The organism is Pseudomonas sp. HP_08 (assembly GCF_055284095.1).
Window position 1 is genome coordinate 124,381 of sequence record NZ_JBTOQC010000051.1, and the last position, 19,094, is coordinate 143,474.

At 58.8% G+C, this 19,094-nt stretch carries 16 protein-coding genes; 9 read left to right on the forward strand and 7 right to left on the reverse strand.

The annotated features are described in order from the left end of the window. Positions 1-67 precede the first annotated feature (67 nt). Positions 68-3,160, forward strand: a complete 3,093-nt coding sequence (locus ACYAS9_RS27005; protein ID WP_463571482.1) for a M10 family metallopeptidase C-terminal domain-containing protein — start codon at positions 68-70, stop codon at positions 3,158-3,160. Positions 3,161-3,254: 94 nt separating this feature from the next. Here the strand turns inward: ACYAS9_RS27005 and ACYAS9_RS27010 are convergent, their stop codons facing one another. Then, entirely contained in the window at positions 3,255-4,292 is a 1,038-nt protein-coding gene (locus ACYAS9_RS27010; protein ID WP_463571483.1) for an LLM class flavin-dependent oxidoreductase, read from the reverse strand. A 91-nt stretch (positions 4,293-4,383) separates the two neighbouring features. Further along, positions 4,384-4,869, reverse strand: a complete 486-nt coding sequence (locus tag ACYAS9_RS27015; protein ID WP_463571484.1) for a flavin reductase family protein — start codon at positions 4,867-4,869, stop codon at positions 4,384-4,386. Between the two features lie 635 nt (positions 4,870-5,504). On the opposite strand from ACYAS9_RS27015, the gene ACYAS9_RS27020 reads away from it, so the two are divergent. The 5 genes from ACYAS9_RS27020 (at position 5,505) to ACYAS9_RS27040 (ending at position 10,410) form a co-directional block, all read left to right on the forward strand. After that, positions 5,505-6,911 carry a purine-cytosine permease family protein gene (locus tag ACYAS9_RS27020; protein WP_463571485.1) on the forward strand — a complete coding sequence of 469 codons (1,407 nt, stop codon included), beginning with the start codon at positions 5,505-5,507 and terminating at the stop codon, positions 6,909-6,911. A gap of 527 nt (positions 6,912-7,438) precedes the next feature. Then, positions 7,439-7,915, forward strand: coding sequence for a hypothetical protein (locus tag ACYAS9_RS27025; RefSeq protein WP_463571486.1), 477 nt, complete (start codon positions 7,439-7,441; stop codon positions 7,913-7,915). Positions 7,916-7,923: 8 nt separating this feature from the next. Continuing rightward, positions 7,924-8,709, forward strand: a complete 786-nt coding sequence (locus ACYAS9_RS27030) for a hypothetical protein (protein ID WP_463571487.1) — start codon at positions 7,924-7,926, stop codon at positions 8,707-8,709. Positions 8,710-8,807: 98 nt separating this feature from the next. Further along, the gene (locus tag ACYAS9_RS27035) at positions 8,808-9,998 is read left to right on the forward strand and encodes a CaiB/BaiF CoA transferase family protein (RefSeq protein WP_463571488.1); all 1,191 of its coding nucleotides are present in this window, start codon (positions 8,808-8,810) and stop codon (positions 9,996-9,998) included. 16 nt (positions 9,999-10,014) lie between these two features. Further along, positions 10,015-10,410 (forward strand): VOC family protein, encoded by a 396-nt coding sequence (locus ACYAS9_RS27040; RefSeq protein WP_463571489.1) that lies wholly within the window; start codon positions 10,015-10,017, stop codon positions 10,408-10,410. Here ACYAS9_RS27040 and ACYAS9_RS27045 read toward each other — a convergent pair. Continuing rightward, positions 10,376-10,780: a RidA family protein gene (locus ACYAS9_RS27045; RefSeq protein ID WP_463571490.1), complete on the reverse strand. Its 405-nt coding sequence runs from the start codon at positions 10,778-10,780 to the stop codon at positions 10,376-10,378. The two genes, ACYAS9_RS27040 and ACYAS9_RS27045, sit on opposite strands and share 35 nt — an antisense overlap. 113 nt (positions 10,781-10,893) lie before the next feature. Here ACYAS9_RS27045 and ACYAS9_RS27050 point away from each other — a divergent pair, with 113 nt between their 5' ends. Then, complete coding sequence (locus ACYAS9_RS27050; RefSeq protein WP_463571491.1) at positions 10,894-11,814, forward strand: LysR family transcriptional regulator; 921 nt, start codon at positions 10,894-10,896, stop codon at positions 11,812-11,814. A 296-nt stretch (positions 11,815-12,110) separates the two neighbouring features. Next, positions 12,111-12,992, forward strand: coding sequence for a 4-hydroxy-tetrahydrodipicolinate synthase (gene dapA, locus ACYAS9_RS27055; protein ID WP_463571492.1), 882 nt, complete (start codon positions 12,111-12,113; stop codon positions 12,990-12,992). Between the two features lie 38 nt (positions 12,993-13,030). Here the strand turns inward: dapA and ACYAS9_RS27060 are convergent, their stop codons facing one another. Continuing rightward, positions 13,031-15,037, reverse strand: a complete 2,007-nt coding sequence (locus ACYAS9_RS27060) for a DUF262 domain-containing protein (protein WP_463571493.1) — start codon at positions 15,035-15,037, stop codon at positions 13,031-13,033. 289 nt (positions 15,038-15,326) lie between these two features. Between ACYAS9_RS27060 and ACYAS9_RS27065 the strand changes: the two genes are divergently transcribed. Beyond that, a complete protein-coding gene (locus ACYAS9_RS27065) occupies positions 15,327-15,962 on the forward strand; it encodes a hypothetical protein (protein ID WP_463571494.1) in 636 nt (211 codons plus the stop codon). A 22-nt stretch (positions 15,963-15,984) separates the two neighbouring features. Here ACYAS9_RS27065 and ACYAS9_RS27070 read toward each other — a convergent pair whose 3' ends face one another. From ACYAS9_RS27070 to ACYAS9_RS27080, 3 genes are all read right to left on the reverse strand, one after another. Next, positions 15,985-16,623 carry an RES family NAD+ phosphorylase gene (locus ACYAS9_RS27070; RefSeq protein ID WP_463571495.1) on the reverse strand — a complete coding sequence of 213 codons (639 nt, stop codon included), beginning with the start codon at positions 16,621-16,623 and terminating at the stop codon, positions 15,985-15,987. Between the two features lie 230 nt (positions 16,624-16,853). After that, a complete protein-coding gene (locus tag ACYAS9_RS27075; protein ID WP_463571496.1) occupies positions 16,854-17,354 on the reverse strand; it encodes a P-loop nucleotide/nucleoside kinase family protein in 501 nt (166 codons plus the stop codon). Between the two features lies 1 nt (position 17,355). Then, a complete protein-coding gene (locus ACYAS9_RS27080; protein ID WP_463571497.1) occupies positions 17,356-18,867 on the reverse strand; it encodes a methylenetetrahydrofolate reductase C-terminal domain-containing protein in 1,512 nt (503 codons plus the stop codon). Positions 18,868-19,094: the final 227 nt, after the last annotated feature.

A 19,094-nucleotide genomic window follows, 5' to 3' on the forward strand; every position in this document is an offset into this window, starting at 1 on the left:
TGATGCCGTTATTGCAGGCCGGTCTCGAATAATAAGACTGACGAGCATGGGCTCATGGAGATAGCAGATGGCTAACGCGTTCAATCCTGATGATTCAACGACTTTTTACGATCATTTCACCTCTGTGAGCAAATCATTGACGCCTGTCATCGATTCTTCGATCCTGTTGCAGCGCTATGGTCTTGTCGACGCTGCTTCCTATATGGGACCGGCCTATATGGGAACGGCGCAGCAGAACACTATGTTGCTGCAGGCGCTGGACGGGAATGAGATTATCGAGGGCGGTCCCGGTAACGACCTGCTTGAGGGTGGCGCCGGTAACGATACGCTCGATGGCGGTGAAGGCCTCGATACGATGATTGGTGGCGATGGCAGCGATACCTACTATGTGCGCCAGAGCGGCGACGTGGTCATCGAAACCAATGCCACGGCCAGTACTGGCGGTACCGACACGGTGTACAGCTACCTGTCAGCCTACACCCTGACCGCCAATGTCGAGAACGGACGGATCATGGCCACTGGCGCTGCCAACCTGACTGGCAATGACCTGAACAACCTGCTGTACGCCGGGCAAGGCAACAAAGTCCTCAACGGCGGCGCGGGCATCGATACCGTGAGTTATGTCTACGGGCTGACCGGCACGACCGGGGTCACGGTGAGCCTGGCAGTGACCACCGCCCAGGCAACCGGTGGTTCGGGCACCGACACCCTGATTTCCATTGAGAACCTGGAGGGCTCGGCTTACGCCGACAGGCTGACCGGCAACAGCGAGGCCAACATCTTGAGTGGCGGCGCTGGCAGCGACATTATCGATGGCGGTGATGGCATCGATACCATGATAGGCGGCGACGGCAGCGACAGCTACTACGTGCGCCAGAGCGGCGATGTGGTTATCGAGACCAACGCCGCCGCCAGCACTGGGGGTTCGGACCTGGTGTACAGCTACCTGTCGGACTACACCCTGACCGCCAATGTCGAGAACGGCCGGATCATGTCCACAGGTAGTGCGAACCTGACCGGCAATGGCCTGAACAACCTGCTGTACGCCGGGCAGGGCGACAATAGGATCGATGGTGGCGCCGGCATCGATACGGTGAGCTACGCCTTCGGAGTGAAGGGTACGAAAGGGGCCATAATCAGCCTGACGGCGCCGTCGCAGCTCTACGCTGATTCGGGCTACGATGTCTTGAAGTCCATTGAAAACGTGGTGGGCTCGGCTTACGCCGACAGGCTGACCGGCAACAGCGCGTCCAATATTCTCAGTGGCGGCGCTGGTAGCGACACTCTCGATGGCGGTAAGAGCTTCACGGGCACTGCGGACCCCGATACCCTGATCGGCGGCGACGGCAGTGACGCCTACTACCTGCGCCGTGAGGGCGACGTAGTCATCGAGACCAATGCCACGGCCAGCACTGGCGGCACGGACGTGGTGTACACCTCCCTGTCGGCCTACACCCTGCCCGATAATGTCGAGAACGGCCAGATCGATACCACCTTGGCGGCGAACCTGACCGGCAACAGTCTGGACAACCGGCTGGCTGCCGCGTATGGCAACAATGTCATCGATGGTGGCGCGGGTAACGATACCGTCACCTACGCCTACGGGCTGACCGCCGGAGTCACGGTCAGCCTGGCGGTGGTGACGGCGCAGGCCACCAGTGGTTCGGGCATCGACACCCTGATTTCCATTGAAAACCTGGTGGGCTCGCCATACGACGACAAGTTGACCGGCAACAGTGCGGCGAACAGCCTGAGCGGCGGTGCCGGCAATGACACGCTCGATGGCGGGGCGGGGCTCGATACCATGATCGGCGGCGCCGGCGATGACAGCTACCATGTGCGCCAGAGCGGCGATTTGGTCATCGAAACCATAACCGGGCCAAGCTTTGGTCCTGGGGATACGGTGTACAGCTATCTGTCGGCCTACACCCTGACCGCCAATGTCGAGAACGGCCAGATCATGGCCAGCACTGCCGCGAACCTGACCGGCAATGCTCTGAATAATTTTCTGTACGCCGGACAGGGCAACAATGTCCTCGACGGTGGTGGGGGCGTCGACACAGTGAGCTACGCCTACGCCATGGCCGGGGTCATGGCGAGCCTGGCAGTGACGACGGCGCAGGCCACCGGTGGTTCGGGCAGCGACACCTTGATTGCCATCAAAAACTTGGCAGGTTCGGCTTACGGCGACAAACTGACCGGCAGCAGTGCGAACAATAGTCTGAGTGGCGGCGCCGGTAACGATACGCTCGATGGCGGTGCGGGCTACGATACCCTGACCGGCGGCGACGGTAATGATACCTACCACGTACGGCAGGGCGACGTGGTCATCGAGACCAACGCCACGGCCAGCACTGGTGGTACGGACCTGGCGTACAGCTACCTGTCGGCCTACACCCTGACCGCCAATGTCGAGAACGGCCGGATCATGACCACAGGTGCTGCCAACCTGACCGGCAACGGCCTGAACAACGTGCTGGCCGCCGGGCAGGGCAATAACGTCCTCAATGGTGGCGCGGGCATCGATACGGCGAGCTACACCTTCGGGGTGGCGGGCACGATCGGGGTCACGGTCAGCCTGGCGGTGACAACGGCGCAGGCCACCGGTGGTTCGGGTAGCGATACCTTGATCGGCATTGAAAACCTGGTGGGTTCAGGCCAGGCCGACAAGCTGACCGGCAACAGCGCGGCCAACAGCCTTAGCGGTGGCGCTGGCAATGACACGCTTGATGGCGGGGCGGGTAACGACATTCTGACCGGCGGAGCAGGGCAGGATATTTTCCGCTTTGCCTCCTTGCTCAATGGCTCTGATCCCAACATCGACCAGATCAAGGATTTTGTGCTGGCTGAAGACAAGATCCAGCTTGATAACGCCATCTTTTCGCAACTGACCAGCGTTGGGGGATTGGCTTCCGGGAGTTTTGTCGCCAGCAATGCCCCGGTCGCAAGCGATGCGAACGATTACATCCTGTATGACGTCGATCATGGCTTGCTTTACTACGATGCGGACGGCAATGGCAGTGCAGTTGCCGTCAGGTTTGCCAGCGTCACTCCAAACCTTGCGCTGACCGCTGCTAACTTCGTGGTGACGGGTACAGAGCACGTGGCCGTGACGCTCGCGGGTGTCTTGTCGACCGAGAGCGCGTTGGAATCGGCCTAGCCAGAATAGTTGCGGGTCCGCAAGTAGAGAGGGCATGCCATCCTTGGTAGACCGGGATCAGGACAATCCCGGCTGCTCCACCGCTCAATCAGTTTCAACGAAACGCCGGCACCACATGCTTCACAAACAGCTCCAGCGATTTCTTCTTCTCGGCGTGCGGCAGGCTGTTGTCGCACCAGAAGCTGAATTCGTCCACGCCCAGTTCCTGGTAGTAACGGATCCGCGCAATGATTTCTTCCGGGGTGCCGATCATGGTGTTCTTGCGGATGTTCTCCAGCTCGAACTCAGGACGCTCGGCGAATTTCGATTCCGGGCTTGGCTCCAGGAAACCATTGGCCGGTACGGTCTTGTTGCCGAACCAGGCGTCGAAGGTGCGGTAGAAGCGGTTGATCGCCGCTGCGCCGACTTTCCAGCCTTCGGGGTCGTCCACGGCGTGTACGTGGGTGTGGCGCAGCACCATCAGTTGCGGGCGTGGCACGTCGGGGTTGTTGTCCAGCGCGGCCTGGAATTTGTTCTTCAGGTCCAGGACTTCTTCGTCGCCCTTCATCAGCGGGGTGACCATCACGTTGCAGCCATTGGCCACGGCAAAGTTGTGCGAGTCCGGGTCGCGGGCGGCGATCCACATCGGCGGAGTGCTGACAGGTTTCGGCACGCTGGTGGAGGTCGGGAATTTCCAGATTTCGCCGTCGTGCGCATAGTCGCCGGCCCACAGCGCCTTGACCACCGGGACCATCTCGCGCAGGGCCTTGCCGCCTTCGGAGGCGGGCATGCCGCCAGCCATGCGGTCGAACTCGACCTGATAGGCGCCACGCGCCAGGCCCACTTCCATCCGGCCGTTGCTGATCACATCCAGCAGGGCGCATTCGCCTGCGACGCGCAGCGGGTGCCAGAACGGCGCAATGATGGTGCCGGCGCCCAGGTGAATGGTGGTGGTGCGCGCAGCCAGGTACGCCAGGATCGGCATCGGGCTTGGCGAAATGGTGTATTCCATGGCGTGGTGCTCGCCCACCCAGACCGTGCTGAAACCGCCTTCTTCGGCGAGCAGCGTCAATTCGGTCAGGTCTTCAAACAACTGACGGTGACTGACTTGCTCATCCCAGCGTTCCATGTGCACGAACAACGAAAATTTCATGACGTTACCTCGGTCTGTCGTGGCGCCCGGCGTTGAGTGGGGCGGGGCCTGTATTTTTTTGGTATACCGTAATATCAGTGCGTGACGCAGATCAAGCCGCGATGCTCAGGGCACCCATTTTCCCGCGGCAATACACCATGGGCGCGGCAGGCTGCTCGGGCAGGATCAGATTCTTCACCGCGCCGACCATGATCGCGTGGTCGCCGCCTTCGTATTCACGCCACAACTCGCATTCGATGATCGCCGTGGCGCCTTCCAGCAGCGGGTTGCCCAGCTCGCTCAGGCGCCAGGCCAGGCCTTGGGCCTTGTCTTTGCCCTTGCGCGCAAACGCATAGGCGCACGCTTGCTGTTCGGCCGACAACAGGTGAATGGCAAAGCGTTTGCTTTTGATCAGGGCCGGATACGAATCGGAGTTGTATTGAGGGCAGAACAGCACCAGCGCCGGTTCCAGCGACAGGGCACTGAAAGCACTGGCGGTCAGGCCGACCACTTCGCCGTCATCATCCAGCGTGGTGATGACAGTCACGCCGGAAGGGAAGGAGCCCATGACGTTCTTGTAGACATTCGGATCGATCATTATGTAGCCCTCATTGCGCACTTCTGGACGTTGTCGAAGCAGTTTCTTGTCTGTCTGATGGTATACCGTAATACTTTGTTGGCAAGAATTTTTTGTTCACCCGAAGAGGCAGGTGGGGCCGGTCGGCAACGCGCAACGCCTTAAATTACCTGACGTGCGGGGCGTTTTGTCATGCACCAAAAAGGCCCATACGGGCGCTGAAGCGATTGTGAAAGGTTATCAACGGGGGTTGCAAAAATTTGGCATACCATAATATGGTGTTATCAGCGTAGTGAATGGCATGATCGACACCGCCCACTGCGACACACTCATTACGTGCCCTTGAACGGGGGCGCTGCATGGTTTGGCTCTGCACAACAACAATTCAGGCGAGACGATGTTTTTTCATTCCAACCCAAGGGTGTCCGACACCCCGCTGCTTAGCGTTATCCGATTCGGCTTCTCTACTGCCAGGAGCCCTCGCTCCGTCCGTGCGTAAGGCATCGGGCCTGCCGCTTTTCTGAAGATGATCAACCTGACGCCGGTCTGTTTGTGCAGATCGCGGGGCCGTTCGCCTTCGCCAAGCCGCAGGACCCGATGGATTCGTCATCTGGCGCCCAGACCGGCGCCTGACCACCGGCTTCGAGATCGTCCTCATGTCCCAGAACAGCGCAGCAGCTCCGCTCATTGAAAACCACACCGTCGACTATGTGCCGCCGGCCGAACGCCACGGCAAGGCCCGCGACCTGTTTACCCTGTGGTTCAGCACCAACATTGCACCGTTGCCCATCGTCACCGGGGCGATGGCCGTGCAGGTCTTCCAGCTCGACTTCCTCTGGGGCCTGATCGCCATCGTGCTGGGCAACCTGATCGGCGGCCTGGTGATCGGCCTGGCCTCCGCGCAGGGCCCGCAACTGGGCATCCCGCAGATGGTCCAGAGCCGTGGCCAGTTCGGCCGCTATGGCGCCTTGCTGATCGTGTTCATTACCGCGCTGATCTATGTCGGCTTCTTCATTTCCAACATCGTGCTGTCGGGCAAATCGATCCAGGGCCTGGCGCCGTCGGTGCCGTTGCCCACCGGCATCATCATCGGCGCCCTGAGCGCCACGGCCATCGGCGTGATCGGCTACCGCTTCATCCATACCCTGAACCGCATCGGCACCTGGGTGATGGGCGCTGCACTGCTGGCCGGTTTCAGCATGATCTTCCTGCAGGATTTGCCCGACGACTTCTTCATTCGCGGCGGTTTCAATGCCGCTGGCTGGATCGCGACGCTGTCGCTGGGGATCATCTGGCAGATCAGCTTCTCACCGTACACCTCGGACTATTCGCGCTACCTGCCCAAGGAAATCGGCATCGGCAAACCGTTCTGGGCCACCTATTTCGGCGCCAGCCTGGGCACCATTGCCTCATTCAGCTTCGGCATGGTCGCCGCGCTGGCCACCCCCGAAGGCACCGAGGCCATGACCGCAGTCAAACAAGCGACCGGCTGGCTGGGGCCGATCCTGATGGTGCTGTTCTTGCTCAACATCATCAGCCACAACGCCCTGAACCTGTATGGCGCGGTCCTGTCGATCGTCACCTCGATCCAGACCTTCGCCGGCCAGTGGACACCGACCATCAAACTGCGCGTGGTGCTGTCGGCCATCGTCCTGACCGGCTGCTGCCTGGTGGCGGTGAGCGCCTCGGGTGACTTCATCGGCAAATTCATCGGCCTGATCCTGGCGCTGCTGATCGTGCTGGTGCCGTGGGCGGCGATCAACATCATCGACTTTTACCTGATCAAGCGCGGCGTCTACGACATCGAGTCGATCTTCCGCAACGACGGCGGCATCTACGGCCGCTTCAACCCACACGCGATCATCGCCTACGCCATCGGCACGCTGGTGCAACTGCCGTTCGCCAACACCTCGCTGTATGTCGGCCCTTACGCCAACTATATAGAAGGCGCTGATTTATCCTGGCTGGTCGGGCTGGCGGTCACCGCGCCGCTGTATTACTGCCTGGCAACACGCGGCAAGAGCGAAGCCCGCCGCGCGGCGCGGTTGCGCTATGGCGATTGAATGAAGGTTTGAAAGACCAGCGCCCTGCCAGAGATGGCAGGGCGTTTTGTTACGCCCTATGAATCGATGAGGCGAGGTCTGATAATGTCCGGCATCCAAGGGTTCCAGGCAGGTAAGTAATGGACTGTTATGCCGCACGTCATGTGACGTTTGCTTTGCTCCTCTTAGTGTTGTGCGAGCCCGTGCATGCCGCCACGTGGCAAATTTGCAGCCTGCAACTTCGCATCACCGATTCAGTGAAACATCCCTATCCGCAGCTGCAGGCCCAGGTCCTGAAGGCCAAGCCGGCATCGCCCACTGTCGAATGTCCGCCTGAAGGGGCGACCCTGCTGTTTACACCCGAAACGACAGACTACCAACGTACGCTCCCACGCCGACAGTGGCCCCATAAAGGGCAGACGGTGCAGGTTGATTACCGGTATCTGGATGGCGTGTGCAAAGGCGATGGCCACAGTCATGCGTGCCGTATCAAGCACTATCCCGTTGCGGGTCCTGGCACTCATTGAGGCTGATAGAGGAGGTGGCTCATGCCTGTCGATGCAGCGCTGGTCAGGATAAAAGAAAGTGATTTTTTCTCGAACATGGGCGCGCGACCTTCAGACACGGCGGATTTGATATACGCCAATAGCCTGCGTGAGGTGTTCGCAACGCCGGATGAGCCTTGCTTCAATCCCTGTTTCAACGCCATGGAATGGCTGCCGACATCGCCGACTCAGAACGATCCGTTCTACGTGCTGGAGAAGCCGGGTAAAGACCTGGTTGAACTTCGCATAAGCATCACCAAGGCTGTCATGGGCGCCCTCAAAGATTACGACAAGACAATTTTTATCGTCGACCAGCATGACTTCAGCGTGGCCGCGAGAAACGCCATAGGCTTTGCGTTCAGGCAGTACGTAACGGAACGCTATTATGGCCTGGGAAAGCGCTGGGAAAAGATAGTCGAGGTGTATTACTCAGGGCATTGGCCTGTGGGTTACTCAGCGGATAAGTTGGTTGTGGTGTAGGGCGAATCATGGACCGTAAGTTAAAGAAATCAATCAAGGACTACTATCGAAGCGTGTGGACAAAGGTCGCTCAAGATCCTGAGTCTCTCAGCCTTTTACACGCCAATAACATGATACTTCCTGACGAAGAGATGGCGCATGACGAGCTCATCGTCAAACTGCTCAAGGAACGAGACACGGCTGATAAGCAATCGGTCGTGGCGTCCTTTCTGATCGGCCTGGAAAACAGTCAGGCTGAGAAAAGAGCCGCACTGTCTGCCTATGCAATCTCGCTCAACTTTCCGGCGCATAGCTTTACATCGGCGCACGGTATTCAATGTGACGTGTGTGGCGCTTTCCAGAATAAAAAGAGAAACATGACGCTGTGTAACCTGGCCCGCTATTCAGCCGGTGTCAGCGGTAGCGGCTCGCCCGAGGATGTGTATCTTTTTCTCCGGGAGCATAACAAGGCGTCCATCCCGCAGGTGCAATCCGTCTTAATGCTGGAAAAGGTTCTGGCTGTATTAAGAGCGTCTGATCCTGACGATAAGCCCGTGACGATGGAGAAAAAGATCAGAGCGATTGCGGGTATCGATATGGACCAGGAGCAATCGCGAGGGCTTCTGGATTTGCTCGGTCAGACAGGCATTCTGCAAACCGCCACGCATAAGGGCTTCGTGCATCAGTACACGTACATGGGCCTTGCACCGAGGAAAAGCAGCTCGACGGACTGGAGCTATCCCGTGGATTTCTGGACCGGCAAAGAGGGCGTCAACGAAGACGCCGTCAATTTCTGGTTCGCTGATTATCTGTGATGTCATGAGTGACCTTGTGAATAGTGGTCCCTGAGGATGGCGACATCCTCGTTTTGGAGAGATGATCGGCTACACCTCCAAAAAGAACGGAAAACGTCATGAGCCTCCCCCTGCAAGGCATCAAGGTGGTCGAGATGGGCCAGTTGATTGCCGGTCCCTTCGCCGCCAAAATCCTCGCCGAATTCGGCGCTCAAGTGATCAAGATCGAACCGCCGGTCACCGGTGACCCGCTGCGCAAATGGCGTCTGCTGCACAACGGCACCTCGGTCTGGTGGGCGGTGCAGTCGCGTAACAAGCAGTCGGTGACCCTGGATCTGCGCCAGGCCGAGGCGCATGAGGTGGTCAAAAAGCTGGTCAGGGATGCGGACATCCTGATCGAGAATTTCCGCCCCGGCACCCTGGAAAAATGGGGGCTGGGGTGGGAGCAGTTGTCGGCGATCAACCCTGGGCTGATCATGCTGCGCGTATCCGGTTACGGGCAGACCGGGCCGTATCGTGACCTGCCGGGCTTTGGCGTGATCGGTGAGGCAATGGGCGGGCTGCGGCACCTTTCTGGCGAGCCGGGCCGGACGCCGGTGCGGGTCGGGGTGTCGATTGGCGATTCGTTATCGGCGCTGCATGGCGTCATCGGCGTGCTGCTGGCCTTGCGTCACCGCGAACAGCAAGGCGGCGCCGGGCAGCAGGTCGATGTCGCGCTGTACGAGTCGGTGTTCAACATGATGGAAAGCCTGATTCCCGAGCATTCGGTGTTTGGCACCGTACGAGAGCCTGCCGGCAGCAGTTTGCCCGGTATTGCGCCAAGCAATGCCTACCGTTGCCAAGACGCCAAGTACGTGCTGATCGCCGGCAATGGCGATAGCATCTACCGCCGTTTGATGGAGAAGATCGAGCGCCCGGACCTGGCCAATGATCCTGAACTGGCGCACAACGATGGTCGCGTGCGCCATGTGGCGCGCATCGATGCGGCGATTTCGACCTGGACCGCCGAGCGCTCGCTCGACCAGGTGGTGGCCGCCTTGCAAGAGGCGGATATTCCGGTGGGCAAGATTCTCGATGCTGCCGACATCGCCGTCGACCCGCATTACCAGGCCCGCGACATGCTGCTGGCCAGCACGCTGGATGACGGCACGCCGGTGACTTTACCGGGCATCGTGCCCAAACTGACGCTGACACCGGGTCGCGTTCAGTCCCGTGCGCCGACGCTGGGCCAACACACCGACACGGTGCTGGACGGGCTGGGTATCGACGCCCCGACCCGCGAGTCGTGGCGCCAGCGCGGCCTTATCTGAAAACAGGAGTGCAGACATGATCGACCACCTTGACCACCTGGTGCTGACCACCATCAACCTGCAGGCCTGCAAGGATTTCTATGTGCGCGTGCTCGGCATGCAGCTGGAGACCTTCGGCAGCGGGCGTCTGGCCTTTCGCTTCGGCGAGCAGAAAATCAATGTGCATGTGCGCGGGCATGAGTTCGAGCCCAAGGCGCACCTGCCGGTGCCGGGCGCGCTGGACCTGTGTTTTATCGCCAGCGTCAGCCTGGATGAGGTCATTGCGCAGTTGCACACCCAAGGCTGGCCGATCGTCGAAGGCCCGGTGCAGCGCACGGGCGCCACCGGGCCGATTCGTTCGGTCTATGTGCGCGACCCCGATCTGAACCTGATCGAGATCAGCGAGCGGCTTGAGTCGGTGCCTGGGCAATAACCTTGATTTCAAAATCGAAACCATACAGCCACGTTACCCCGACCGCCGTCACGGTCGGGTAGGGTGCCTCGCCCCAGTATTCGGCCACCACCTGCCAGATGGTCTCGAAGGTCGCTTGCGGGTCGACCATGAACACCGTCACATCCACCGCATCGGCAAAACTGCCACCGGCGGCTTCAAGAATCGCATTGAGGTTGTCGAAAGCGCGGCGTACCTGGGCTTGCAGTTCTGGCTCTTTCGAGCCGTCCTCGCGGCTGCCGACCTGGCCCGACACGAACAGAAAACCATTGGAGCGGATCGCCGGCGAGTAACGATTCTGCTCGTAAAGCGCCTGACGGCCTGCTGGAAAAACAACGTCACGTTGGCTCATGGGACATTCTCCATCGGTAAGTGATGGAGAAGACTTTAGAGCGCGCTGCCAGGCGGATAAACTCGCAACCCCACCCATCACTGTTTGCAAATCACAAACAATCAGGAGCCGCTGTGGACCGTTTCGATGCCATGCAGGCCTTCGCCCGAGTCGTGGAAACCGGCAGCTTCACCAAGGCGGCCGACACCCTGCACCTGAGCAAGACCAGCGTCACCCAACTGGTGCAGCAGCTTGAAGCGCGGCTGCGGGTGCGATTGCTCAACCGCACCACGCGCAAGGTCAATGTCACCGCCGATGGCGCCGCCTATTACGAGCGGGTGGTGCGCCTGCTGGCCGAAATCGATGACGCTGAAACCAGCCTGTCCAGCGCCTCGGCCGCGCCGCGTGGACGCTTGCGTGTCGATGTGCCCAGCCCGCTGGCGCGCATGGTGCTGATCCCGGCGTTGCCGGACTTCTATGCGCGTTACCCGGACATCCAGCTGGACATGGGCGTCAGCGACCGCAAGGTCGACCTGATCGACGAAAATGTCGACTGCGTGGTGCGCGGTGGTGAATTGACCGATCAGTCGCTTATGGCCCGGCGCCTCGGCGACCTGCGCCTGGGCGTGTATGCCGCGCCCGCTTACCTGCAACGCGCCGGTACACCGAACCATCCCCGCGCGCTTGAAAATCCGGCTCAGCGCATCGTCGGCTATCGCTGGGCGCGCACCGGCAAAACGTTTCCCTACGCGCTGCAACGTCAGGGCGAAACCCTGAACATCACCGGCCACAATGCCTTGATGGTCGACGACGGCAACGCTTACCTGGCGGCGGGCCTGGCCGGTTTGGGGATCCTCTGGCTGCCGGAATACATGGCCAAGGGGCACGTGCACAGCGGCGAACTGGTACAGCTGTTCAGCGACTGGCAGCTCGATGTGATGCCGATGTACATCGCCTGGCCACCTAACCGCCATGTGAGCGCCAAGCTGCGGGTGTTTATCGAGTGGGTGGTCGAGGTGGTCGGTGAATGGGGGCCGGAGCAGGGCGCTCAATAATCCGTTGACAAATTTGCGCAGGATTACGCATGATCTGCCGGCACTTTGCTATGCAACGGACTCCCCAATGCGTTCCAGCCTTGACCACTCGCCGATTCAGCCGGGCCTTCTTGCCCAGGTCTGCGCGCGCGTGGCCGTTGCCAATAAATCGAAGAAACAGTCGCTCATTTGACCGGGGCGCGCTGTCCCGTCAGATGGGCTGACAGGACACAAGGCGCCAGGCAAAGCTTTCCCTCGCACCCCCTCCCGCACTCCTTCTGACGGTGACCCGAACGGTTAGCCACAGGAGATTTTGCATGTCCGCTTTTCGAGGTATCTGGGTGGCGCTGGCCACACCGTTTCGTGATGGAGAAGTCGATTTCAGCGCGCTGCACGCTTTGGTGGGCAAGCTGCTGGACGACGGCGTTCGAGGCCTGGTGGTCTGCGGCACCACTGGCGAAGCGGCCGCGCTCAGCCATGATGAACAACTGGCGGTGCTCGATGCCGTGCTGCAACGGGTGCCGGCGCAGCAAGTGATCATGGGCCTGGCCGGCAATAACCTGCGTGAGCTGCTGGCATTCCAGCAACAGCTCCAGCAACGCCCGCTGGCCGGCCTGCTGGTGCCGGCGCCTTACTACATCCGCCCGTCGCAGCAGGGTCTTGAGTCGTTCTTCAAGACCGTGGCCGATGCTGCCACGGTGCCGCTGGTGCTGTATGACATTCCGTACCGCACCGGCGTGCGCATCGAGCGCGAGACCCTGCGCCGCATCGTTCGCCATCCGCGCATTGCCGCAGTAAAGGATTGCGGCGGCGACCTTGAAACCACCACCGCGCTGATCGCCGACGGCCACGCCGAGATTCTCACCGGCGAAGACCTGCAGATTTTCAACAACCTGTGCCTGGGCGGCGCGGGGGCGATATCCGCCTCGGCGCACATCCGCGCCGACCTCTACGTGGCCCTGCAACGTTTGATCGATAACGGGCAACTGACCGCCGCGCGGGAGACGTTCTACCGGTTGCTGCCGTGGATCAACGTGGCCTTTGCCGAAGCTAACCCCGCGGTGATCAAGGCGGCGTTGGCCGTGCAAGGCATTATTCAGGACGAACTGCGCGAGCCCATGCAACGGTGCTCGGCGCCGACGCTGGAGCGGGTCCGAGGTGTGTTGGCTGAGTTGGAGAGCGTGCAAGCGGCGGTGTAGTGGTGGGGCGAGTGGCCGTCTCGACCACTCGCCGGCTTTCAGCCTTTGGCTTTCAGGCTGCGCGGTGAAAACTTACCCATCTTGCCGTCTATGATCGCGTCGCTTTTCAAGCCGAAGCACAAGGGCAGGTAGCTCTTGAGGTCGTCAGGGGTTTCGCTCAGGCGGATATCCCAGCGTTGCTCGATGAATTTCAGCAAGGCAATGCCGCGTACAGCAATGCTTTGTGCATTCCAGTCCTGAAATTGTTGCGAGACTTCGGTTGCCGAATAGCTGGCATTTCGAAAACGTACGCGCTTGCCGCTTTCCTCACGTTGCTTTTTGATTCTGTACGCCTCGTTGGAGGCGGCTGAGTTGCTACTGCGCGAGAGCAATAACAGGTTGCCCAATGAGTTTTGCAGGGCCTTGCTCAATTTTCCGCCCCGGTCCGAACGACGGTCGAAGGGAATGTGTTGGTCCCAGTACTCCTGGCCCGCACCCGAAGGCGTTTGTGGGTAGATATGTTCGACTGTTTCGTCGAAGTGGAAGTCGGCCCAGGCCAGCTTGGGAGGGTGATTGCCATCGAGCTGAAAGCTGGCTTCATATTCAAACAGCGCCAGACGGGTAAAGTCCCACTTGTAGTAACCCTCGTCTTTTTGAAAGCGTTTTTCGATGCTGTTACGTAAGCTTGTCAGTGAAAAAATACCGTCCGGCTCAAAGCGTTCGTCAAAAGGGGCATCCGATCCGGGAGAGGCATTGCAAATGGAGGCTTTGATCCACGCAGTGGCAAGGTGGATAGCTGTTTCGCTATCAGCATTACGCATGCTGTCTTCATCGAAGAGGATACCAGTGCGTTCAGGTTTGAATAGTTCATACGCCAATCCATCCATATGCGCCCGCGCATACGTACTTCGGTTACCCAGAAGACGAAACACGATCACGATAAAACGCTCGATCTGCTCCAGCAGCGGAGCAAGGCATGCCAATGTCGAGGCAAATTCGCCGGGGCGACTTGTAGCGCCCGCAGTGGTGCTTGCCACGCGCAGGCAGGCTGAAAGAATCAGCGATTTGAAATAGGCGAAACCTGCATGGGACAACCTGTCGAGGTGCTTCTGAAGTTCTTTGGGCAGTTGTGCCGGCGCGTGGATATGCGACCACCACACAGCACCGACTTCCAGGCTTTGAACATATTCGGCGATGCCGGAAAAACTGAGGGTTTGATTACCCGGTGCAAACTCGGTCTCGAACAATACCTTGTCCAGCCAGTCCGCTTCGCGAGAGCGTTTGAAGTACGCCGTGGCATGCGCCTGCAGAAATTCATCGTCGTGATTTTGTGTTTTTGTGCTCCGCCCAAGAGCACGGTAGATACCTTTCCAGGCGCTATGAATCTGCTCGCGTAGTTGCTGGGAAGCCTCGCTTGGCGCCTGAAGAATCGTGGTCAGGTAGATCAAGCGATTTTTCAGCAACTCCATCTTCGACAGCGGCCGTCCCCGATTATTCAGCGTCTCGAAGGCCACATGAATATCGAATGTCGCCGACACCTCAAGCATGAACAGGCAACATTTTTCCAGAAGCGTGTTCAGCGTCTCACAGGCCTGCGCTGACGTCAGCTCCTGAACCCTGAGCGTGAACCAGGCAACGGCTGCCTTGAGGTTCAGTGCATAACTTGAGGCATCACGGGTGAGGCGGGCTTCGACCGAATTCACACCTGCAACGTAGAAACTGAAATAGTCCTGAAACTCCGGATTGCCATTAAAGATAATTGGATAAGTGGTTGCAGCTTCTCCCAGGCGGCCGCGTAACGCATTAGCGAAAATCATGGCAGTGACCAGGCGTTGCTGACCATCGATAACTTCGATGCGCTGCTCGCCGGTGCCAAGCCTGCGCACCAGCATCATGCCGGTAAAGTGTTGGCGTACCTCGTTCTGTCCAACATGTCCGATATCTCGCCAGAGTGCCTGCCATTGAGGCTCTGACCACGAGTAGCCACGTTGATAGTCGGGAATTTCAAAACTGAATTCGCTGAGTATTTCGCCAAAGCGGCGCAGATTCATGTCACTGGAGCCCATCGTTTGTCCTTAACTTCATCCCTTGATTGGGCGCGCGGCGCAGGATAAGGAGTTTGCGCATCAGGTGCCATCACTGTCTGTGCTGCTTGCCATCACTGTCGACACTGGAGGACGTACAGGCGGCGGATTGACGGGCGTCGGATTTTTGCCTGCATGACGTCGTCGATAAGCGGTGGCTTTGTCGCAAGAGAACCCTTCAAGCAGGTTGACGAGTAGTCTGGTTGACAAGTTGACGTAAGGCGTACTTGAGGATAGCCTGCAAACGCTGACAGCACCCAGGGATAAAGCAATGAAAGCGACTATCGAAAGCGCAGCACACTCAACCAGCTCACCGCAGGCCGCCAAGGCCGCATTGCTGAAGGGTTTCGAGCAGTTTCTGGAAGGACTGACTCAGCCATTGCTCGCTGAGCTCGCCAAAGGAGGCATGGAGGATCGTTATTTTGATGCACTTCAACAGACGCTGAGTGCCGCAGCGCCTCCGAAGGCAAGTATAAAAGTACGTAATCAGATGGCGTACGCCAAAGGCAAGGCATTGGCCTTTGAGAACATAAAAAGTGCTTACGAACTGCTTGATTCCAGAACGGTGTGCGAGCTATTGAATATCACCCGTCAGGCACTCAACAAGAAAGTGCAATCAGGGCAAGTGCTTGCTTACACCCACGGCGCGCGAAAGTACTATCCATCGTTTCAATTTGAACGTAATACAGTCATGCGTGAAATCGGGATGTTTACAGAGGCGGTCTCTGTGGACTGCAAAGAGGGTGATGCCTTGAATGGGCTATTGGGTTTTCTGGCCCAGGCAATGGATTATGCAAACCCTGGTGAGCCGGAAAATAGTCAGCCAAGGTATAAGCTGTTGGCTAGTCGTGACGCGTGGGCAATTATCGTCAGGGATTTCAACAATAGACTCTCCATGGGTAAGTAAAGGGCTCATTTGAGCATTGCGGTCACTCGACAGGAATCTGCAGGCGATTCAGGAATTCGCCTACGGTCTCTCCGCTGGACAGTTCTATGTCTTCTAATGGCTGCATGCAAATCGCTGTCAGTTGCTGCGGGCGGCCTTCAAAAAGCACCAGATTGCATCCTTCCCACCTGCCAGTGATCGGGTATACCCGTGAGGGGTAAAGCAGACCATCAACACAGGGTGTGTAGCGCATCACTACCTCACTCAAGGTTTGCGTGTAGGCATAGCCTTCGCTGCCTTGACCTCGTGACTCGACAATCGCACTCAGCACTCTGCCTGTATTACGGGCCAGTTCGGCGACATCAACCACGGCCAGCTCCCGAGCCGCTTCAAGTTGATGCAGCGATTTGCTTTCTATTTCCGAACGTAAAACAGGCGCGCCCATGCCTTTTTTGCCATGTTGTAATGTTTCTGCGATCGCCACCATATCGCTGGCTGCGACATAGCAAACGCCCAGTATTTTTTGAGGGTCGCCGTAACGTGTGTCTGAATCGGCGTTGTAGTAAACCGGATGGCCATGCCGGATTTCCTGTACCCGATAAAGCCGAACATGCGCCTGTATTTTTCGGGTGGAAATTCCCAGTTTTGAAATGATGGTTTGAATTTCTTTCTTAACCGACATGGGTGGCTTCTTTCTTGTTGTGATTAAGAAACAGGCTTCTGGCGTGTAGGAAGTTTCTGTTTAATAGTGCGAGTCCTGAAAATGTCAGAGGCAATTGCAGGGGCGGAAATTTAATATCAAGAAACCTGCAATAGCCAGGGTTTTTTGCAGGTGTCGATAATTAATAGAAAAGGTATTGAATAAGTATTTTCAAATTTATCAGGCAGGTCGGTGTGGTCAGTTAAAGCGGATCACTCGAAAAACCGCTCAACAATCGTCACAACAGCCTCATCAGCAGATACCTGCGCGGTATCAAGCGTAAACGGCTCTTCATCCCACGGCTCATATTCATGGCGCAATACCGAGGCCCAGCCTGGCGGCGTCAGCCCTGGAATATCGGCCTGGCGGCTTTCTACCCGGCGCTGATGTTCACCTGCATCTGTACAGACAATCCGGATATCCACCTGCTTTACACCCGCTTCCAGCGCTGTGGCGCGCCAGGCTTCTCGGCTTTCAGCCACCGGGTTCACGCAGTCGACGATGACCCGCTGGCCCAGTTGCAGGTTACTCAAGGCCAGCGCATTGGCGACGCCGTAGCCGCTGGCGCCGACATCGTTGGCCAGTACGGCGGCGTTGCGGATGGCTTGCTCGATAACGTCGATGCGCAAATACACCGCGCCCGTGGCAAGGGCGAGTTGGCGGGCGATGGTGGTCTTGCCGCTGCCGGGCAGGCCGCTAAAGACGATCAGCATGTCAGGGTGATCCAGAGCGAGAGGGCTGTGGATCATAGCGATCTACAGAGGCTGTCGGAATGATTTCGGCCGCCGGCGCCGTGGCATCGAACCAGCCCGGCCAGGAACTGCGATGCCGGTTACCGGCTTCGACACACGGAATCAGGCGTTCGGTCAGCACAGCGGTTTGGCCTACGGCCTTGGCCGTGCGGTATTTGATGCTGTGAATGCATTCGCGGTCGCCGAACTCGCAGCGGTTGAGTTTTGTGCCGCCGCACGGTCCATTGGCCAAGCCTTTGGGGCAGCTTTCCGGGCAGATGTACAAGGTGTCTTCAAGGCGGCATTGACCGCAGGTGTCGCACCCGACCATGGGCCGTTTGACGCTGCGCTCCAGCCGGTGCAACCAGCGTGCGCCGGCAGGTCTGGACCACAGCGAGCGTTGTACGCCCCAGCCGAATGCCTGGCTCAGCCAGGTCGTGCGGCTGAATAACTGGTGATGCAGGCCTTCGAGCAGGTGATAACGGGCCTTTTCCTTGCGCGAGGCGCTGATGCAGGAGTCGCCCAATTGCCAGCTTTCTCCCGGCGGGTGAAACGTCACGGGCGCCATGCCTTGAACCTGCCAACTGTCCTGCCAGGCCGTAAACCATTGCTCCAGCGTGCTGATCCGCGATTTCCAGTCATTGATTGCCTGCTCCAGCGCCTGCAACTGCGCCAGATCATGAATGCCCGACAGCTCCACGCCTGCGTAACCCATCAATTTCAGGCCAACAACCTGCAAACCCAGACGGCTGACACTGCGTTGCTGGGCGTGGGCTTTGGAGACTTCGGCCTCGGCGGCGACCGCCTCGCGCATGGACGGGCTGACCACCGTGCCGGCGACATGCTCCAGCAGGGTCGCGCGGCCGACGGTCAGGCCCATGAGGCAGGCCAGCAGCGGCTTGGGCGAGGGTTGCTGACGCATCCAGGCCAGCGCCTCAAGATGCTTCTGCGCATCGAAGCCCAGTTGCAAGGTCAGAAAATCTGCACCCGCCGCCAGCTTTTTCTGTGCCTTGAAATACTGTGCACCGCCTTCTTCCTCGCGGTATTTGAACGGGTTGAGTGCAGCCCCCAGCAACCAGTCCGGCCGCGCCTGACGCACGATCTGCAAGGCTGGCACCGACTCCAGATAGCGCACCGGCTGTTGGCCGGGCTCATGGCCGGGCAAGCGGTCGCCGCTGATGATGAACAATTGCTCAAGGCCCAGGCTGTCCATGCGTTCGAGCTGGCTGAGCAGATCGTGGCGCTCGCGGTCCTTGCCGGAAAAATGCACCAGCGCAGGCGCAGGCTCCGTCAGCCGGCTGAAGGCGTCCAGCGGCGCCAGGTCGAAACGGCTGCCGACCCGGTCGGCAATGGTCGCCAGCATCGGCCAGCCGCTCAGCGTCGTTCGCTGCATCAAGGCTTCAAAGGCCTCGAAACTCTTGGCCGACGGCTTGGGCACGAACTCCACCAGGCAAATGAAGCGTTGCTCGTGTAGCGCTTGTTTCAACACATTCATAGGGTCGCGTACCGGGCTGTTCCGAATCTGAAAAGGCAGAGTCTACCCGAGTGCAGTGTGGCGCATTGGTAGCAGGCACCCATGTCCGAAAACGCATGAAACTGCTCTGAACAAGACATGGCTGTCAAAGGGAACATGAGCAGATCTTGAGTTGATCACAAATATAATGAGTTTGTCTCAAGCTCGCCTGGCGCCGAGAATTCTCCCATTGAATGATTCCATTGGAG

Excerpts from the sequence above, each read along its gene's own strand:
- ACYAS9_RS27005 (WP_463571482.1), top strand. The coding sequence starts at position 68 with ATGGCTAACGCGTTCAATCCTGATGATTCAACGACTTTTTACGATCAT.
- ACYAS9_RS27010 (WP_463571483.1), bottom strand. The coding sequence starts at position 4,292 with ATGAAATTTTCGTTGTTCGTGCACATGGAACGCTGGGATGAGCAAGTC.
- ACYAS9_RS27015 (WP_463571484.1), bottom strand. The coding sequence starts at position 4,869 with ATGATCGATCCGAATGTCTACAAGAACGTCATGGGCTCCTTCCCTTCC.
- ACYAS9_RS27020 (WP_463571485.1), top strand. The coding sequence starts at position 5,505 with ATGTCCCAGAACAGCGCAGCAGCTCCGCTCATTGAAAACCACACCGTC.
- ACYAS9_RS27025 (WP_463571486.1), top strand. The coding sequence starts at position 7,439 with ATGCCTGTCGATGCAGCGCTGGTCAGGATAAAAGAAAGTGATTTTTTC.
- ACYAS9_RS27030 (WP_463571487.1), top strand. The coding sequence starts at position 7,924 with ATGGACCGTAAGTTAAAGAAATCAATCAAGGACTACTATCGAAGCGTG.
- ACYAS9_RS27035 (WP_463571488.1), top strand. The coding sequence starts at position 8,808 with ATGAGCCTCCCCCTGCAAGGCATCAAGGTGGTCGAGATGGGCCAGTTG.
- ACYAS9_RS27040 (WP_463571489.1), top strand. The coding sequence starts at position 10,015 with ATGATCGACCACCTTGACCACCTGGTGCTGACCACCATCAACCTGCAG.
- ACYAS9_RS27045 (WP_463571490.1), bottom strand. The coding sequence starts at position 10,780 with ATGAGCCAACGTGACGTTGTTTTTCCAGCAGGCCGTCAGGCGCTTTAC.
- dapA (WP_463571492.1), top strand. The coding sequence starts at position 12,111 with ATGTCCGCTTTTCGAGGTATCTGGGTGGCGCTGGCCACACCGTTTCGT.
- ACYAS9_RS27060 (WP_463571493.1), bottom strand. The coding sequence starts at position 15,037 with ATGGGCTCCAGTGACATGAATCTGCGCCGCTTTGGCGAAATACTCAGC.
- ACYAS9_RS27065 (WP_463571494.1), top strand. The coding sequence starts at position 15,327 with ATGAAAGCGACTATCGAAAGCGCAGCACACTCAACCAGCTCACCGCAG.
- ACYAS9_RS27070 (WP_463571495.1), bottom strand. The coding sequence starts at position 16,623 with ATGTCGGTTAAGAAAGAAATTCAAACCATCATTTCAAAACTGGGAATT.
- ACYAS9_RS27075 (WP_463571496.1), bottom strand. The coding sequence starts at position 17,354 with ATGCTGATCGTCTTTAGCGGCCTGCCCGGCAGCGGCAAGACCACCATC.
- ACYAS9_RS27080 (WP_463571497.1), bottom strand. The coding sequence starts at position 18,867 with ATGAATGTGTTGAAACAAGCGCTACACGAGCAACGCTTCATTTGCCTG.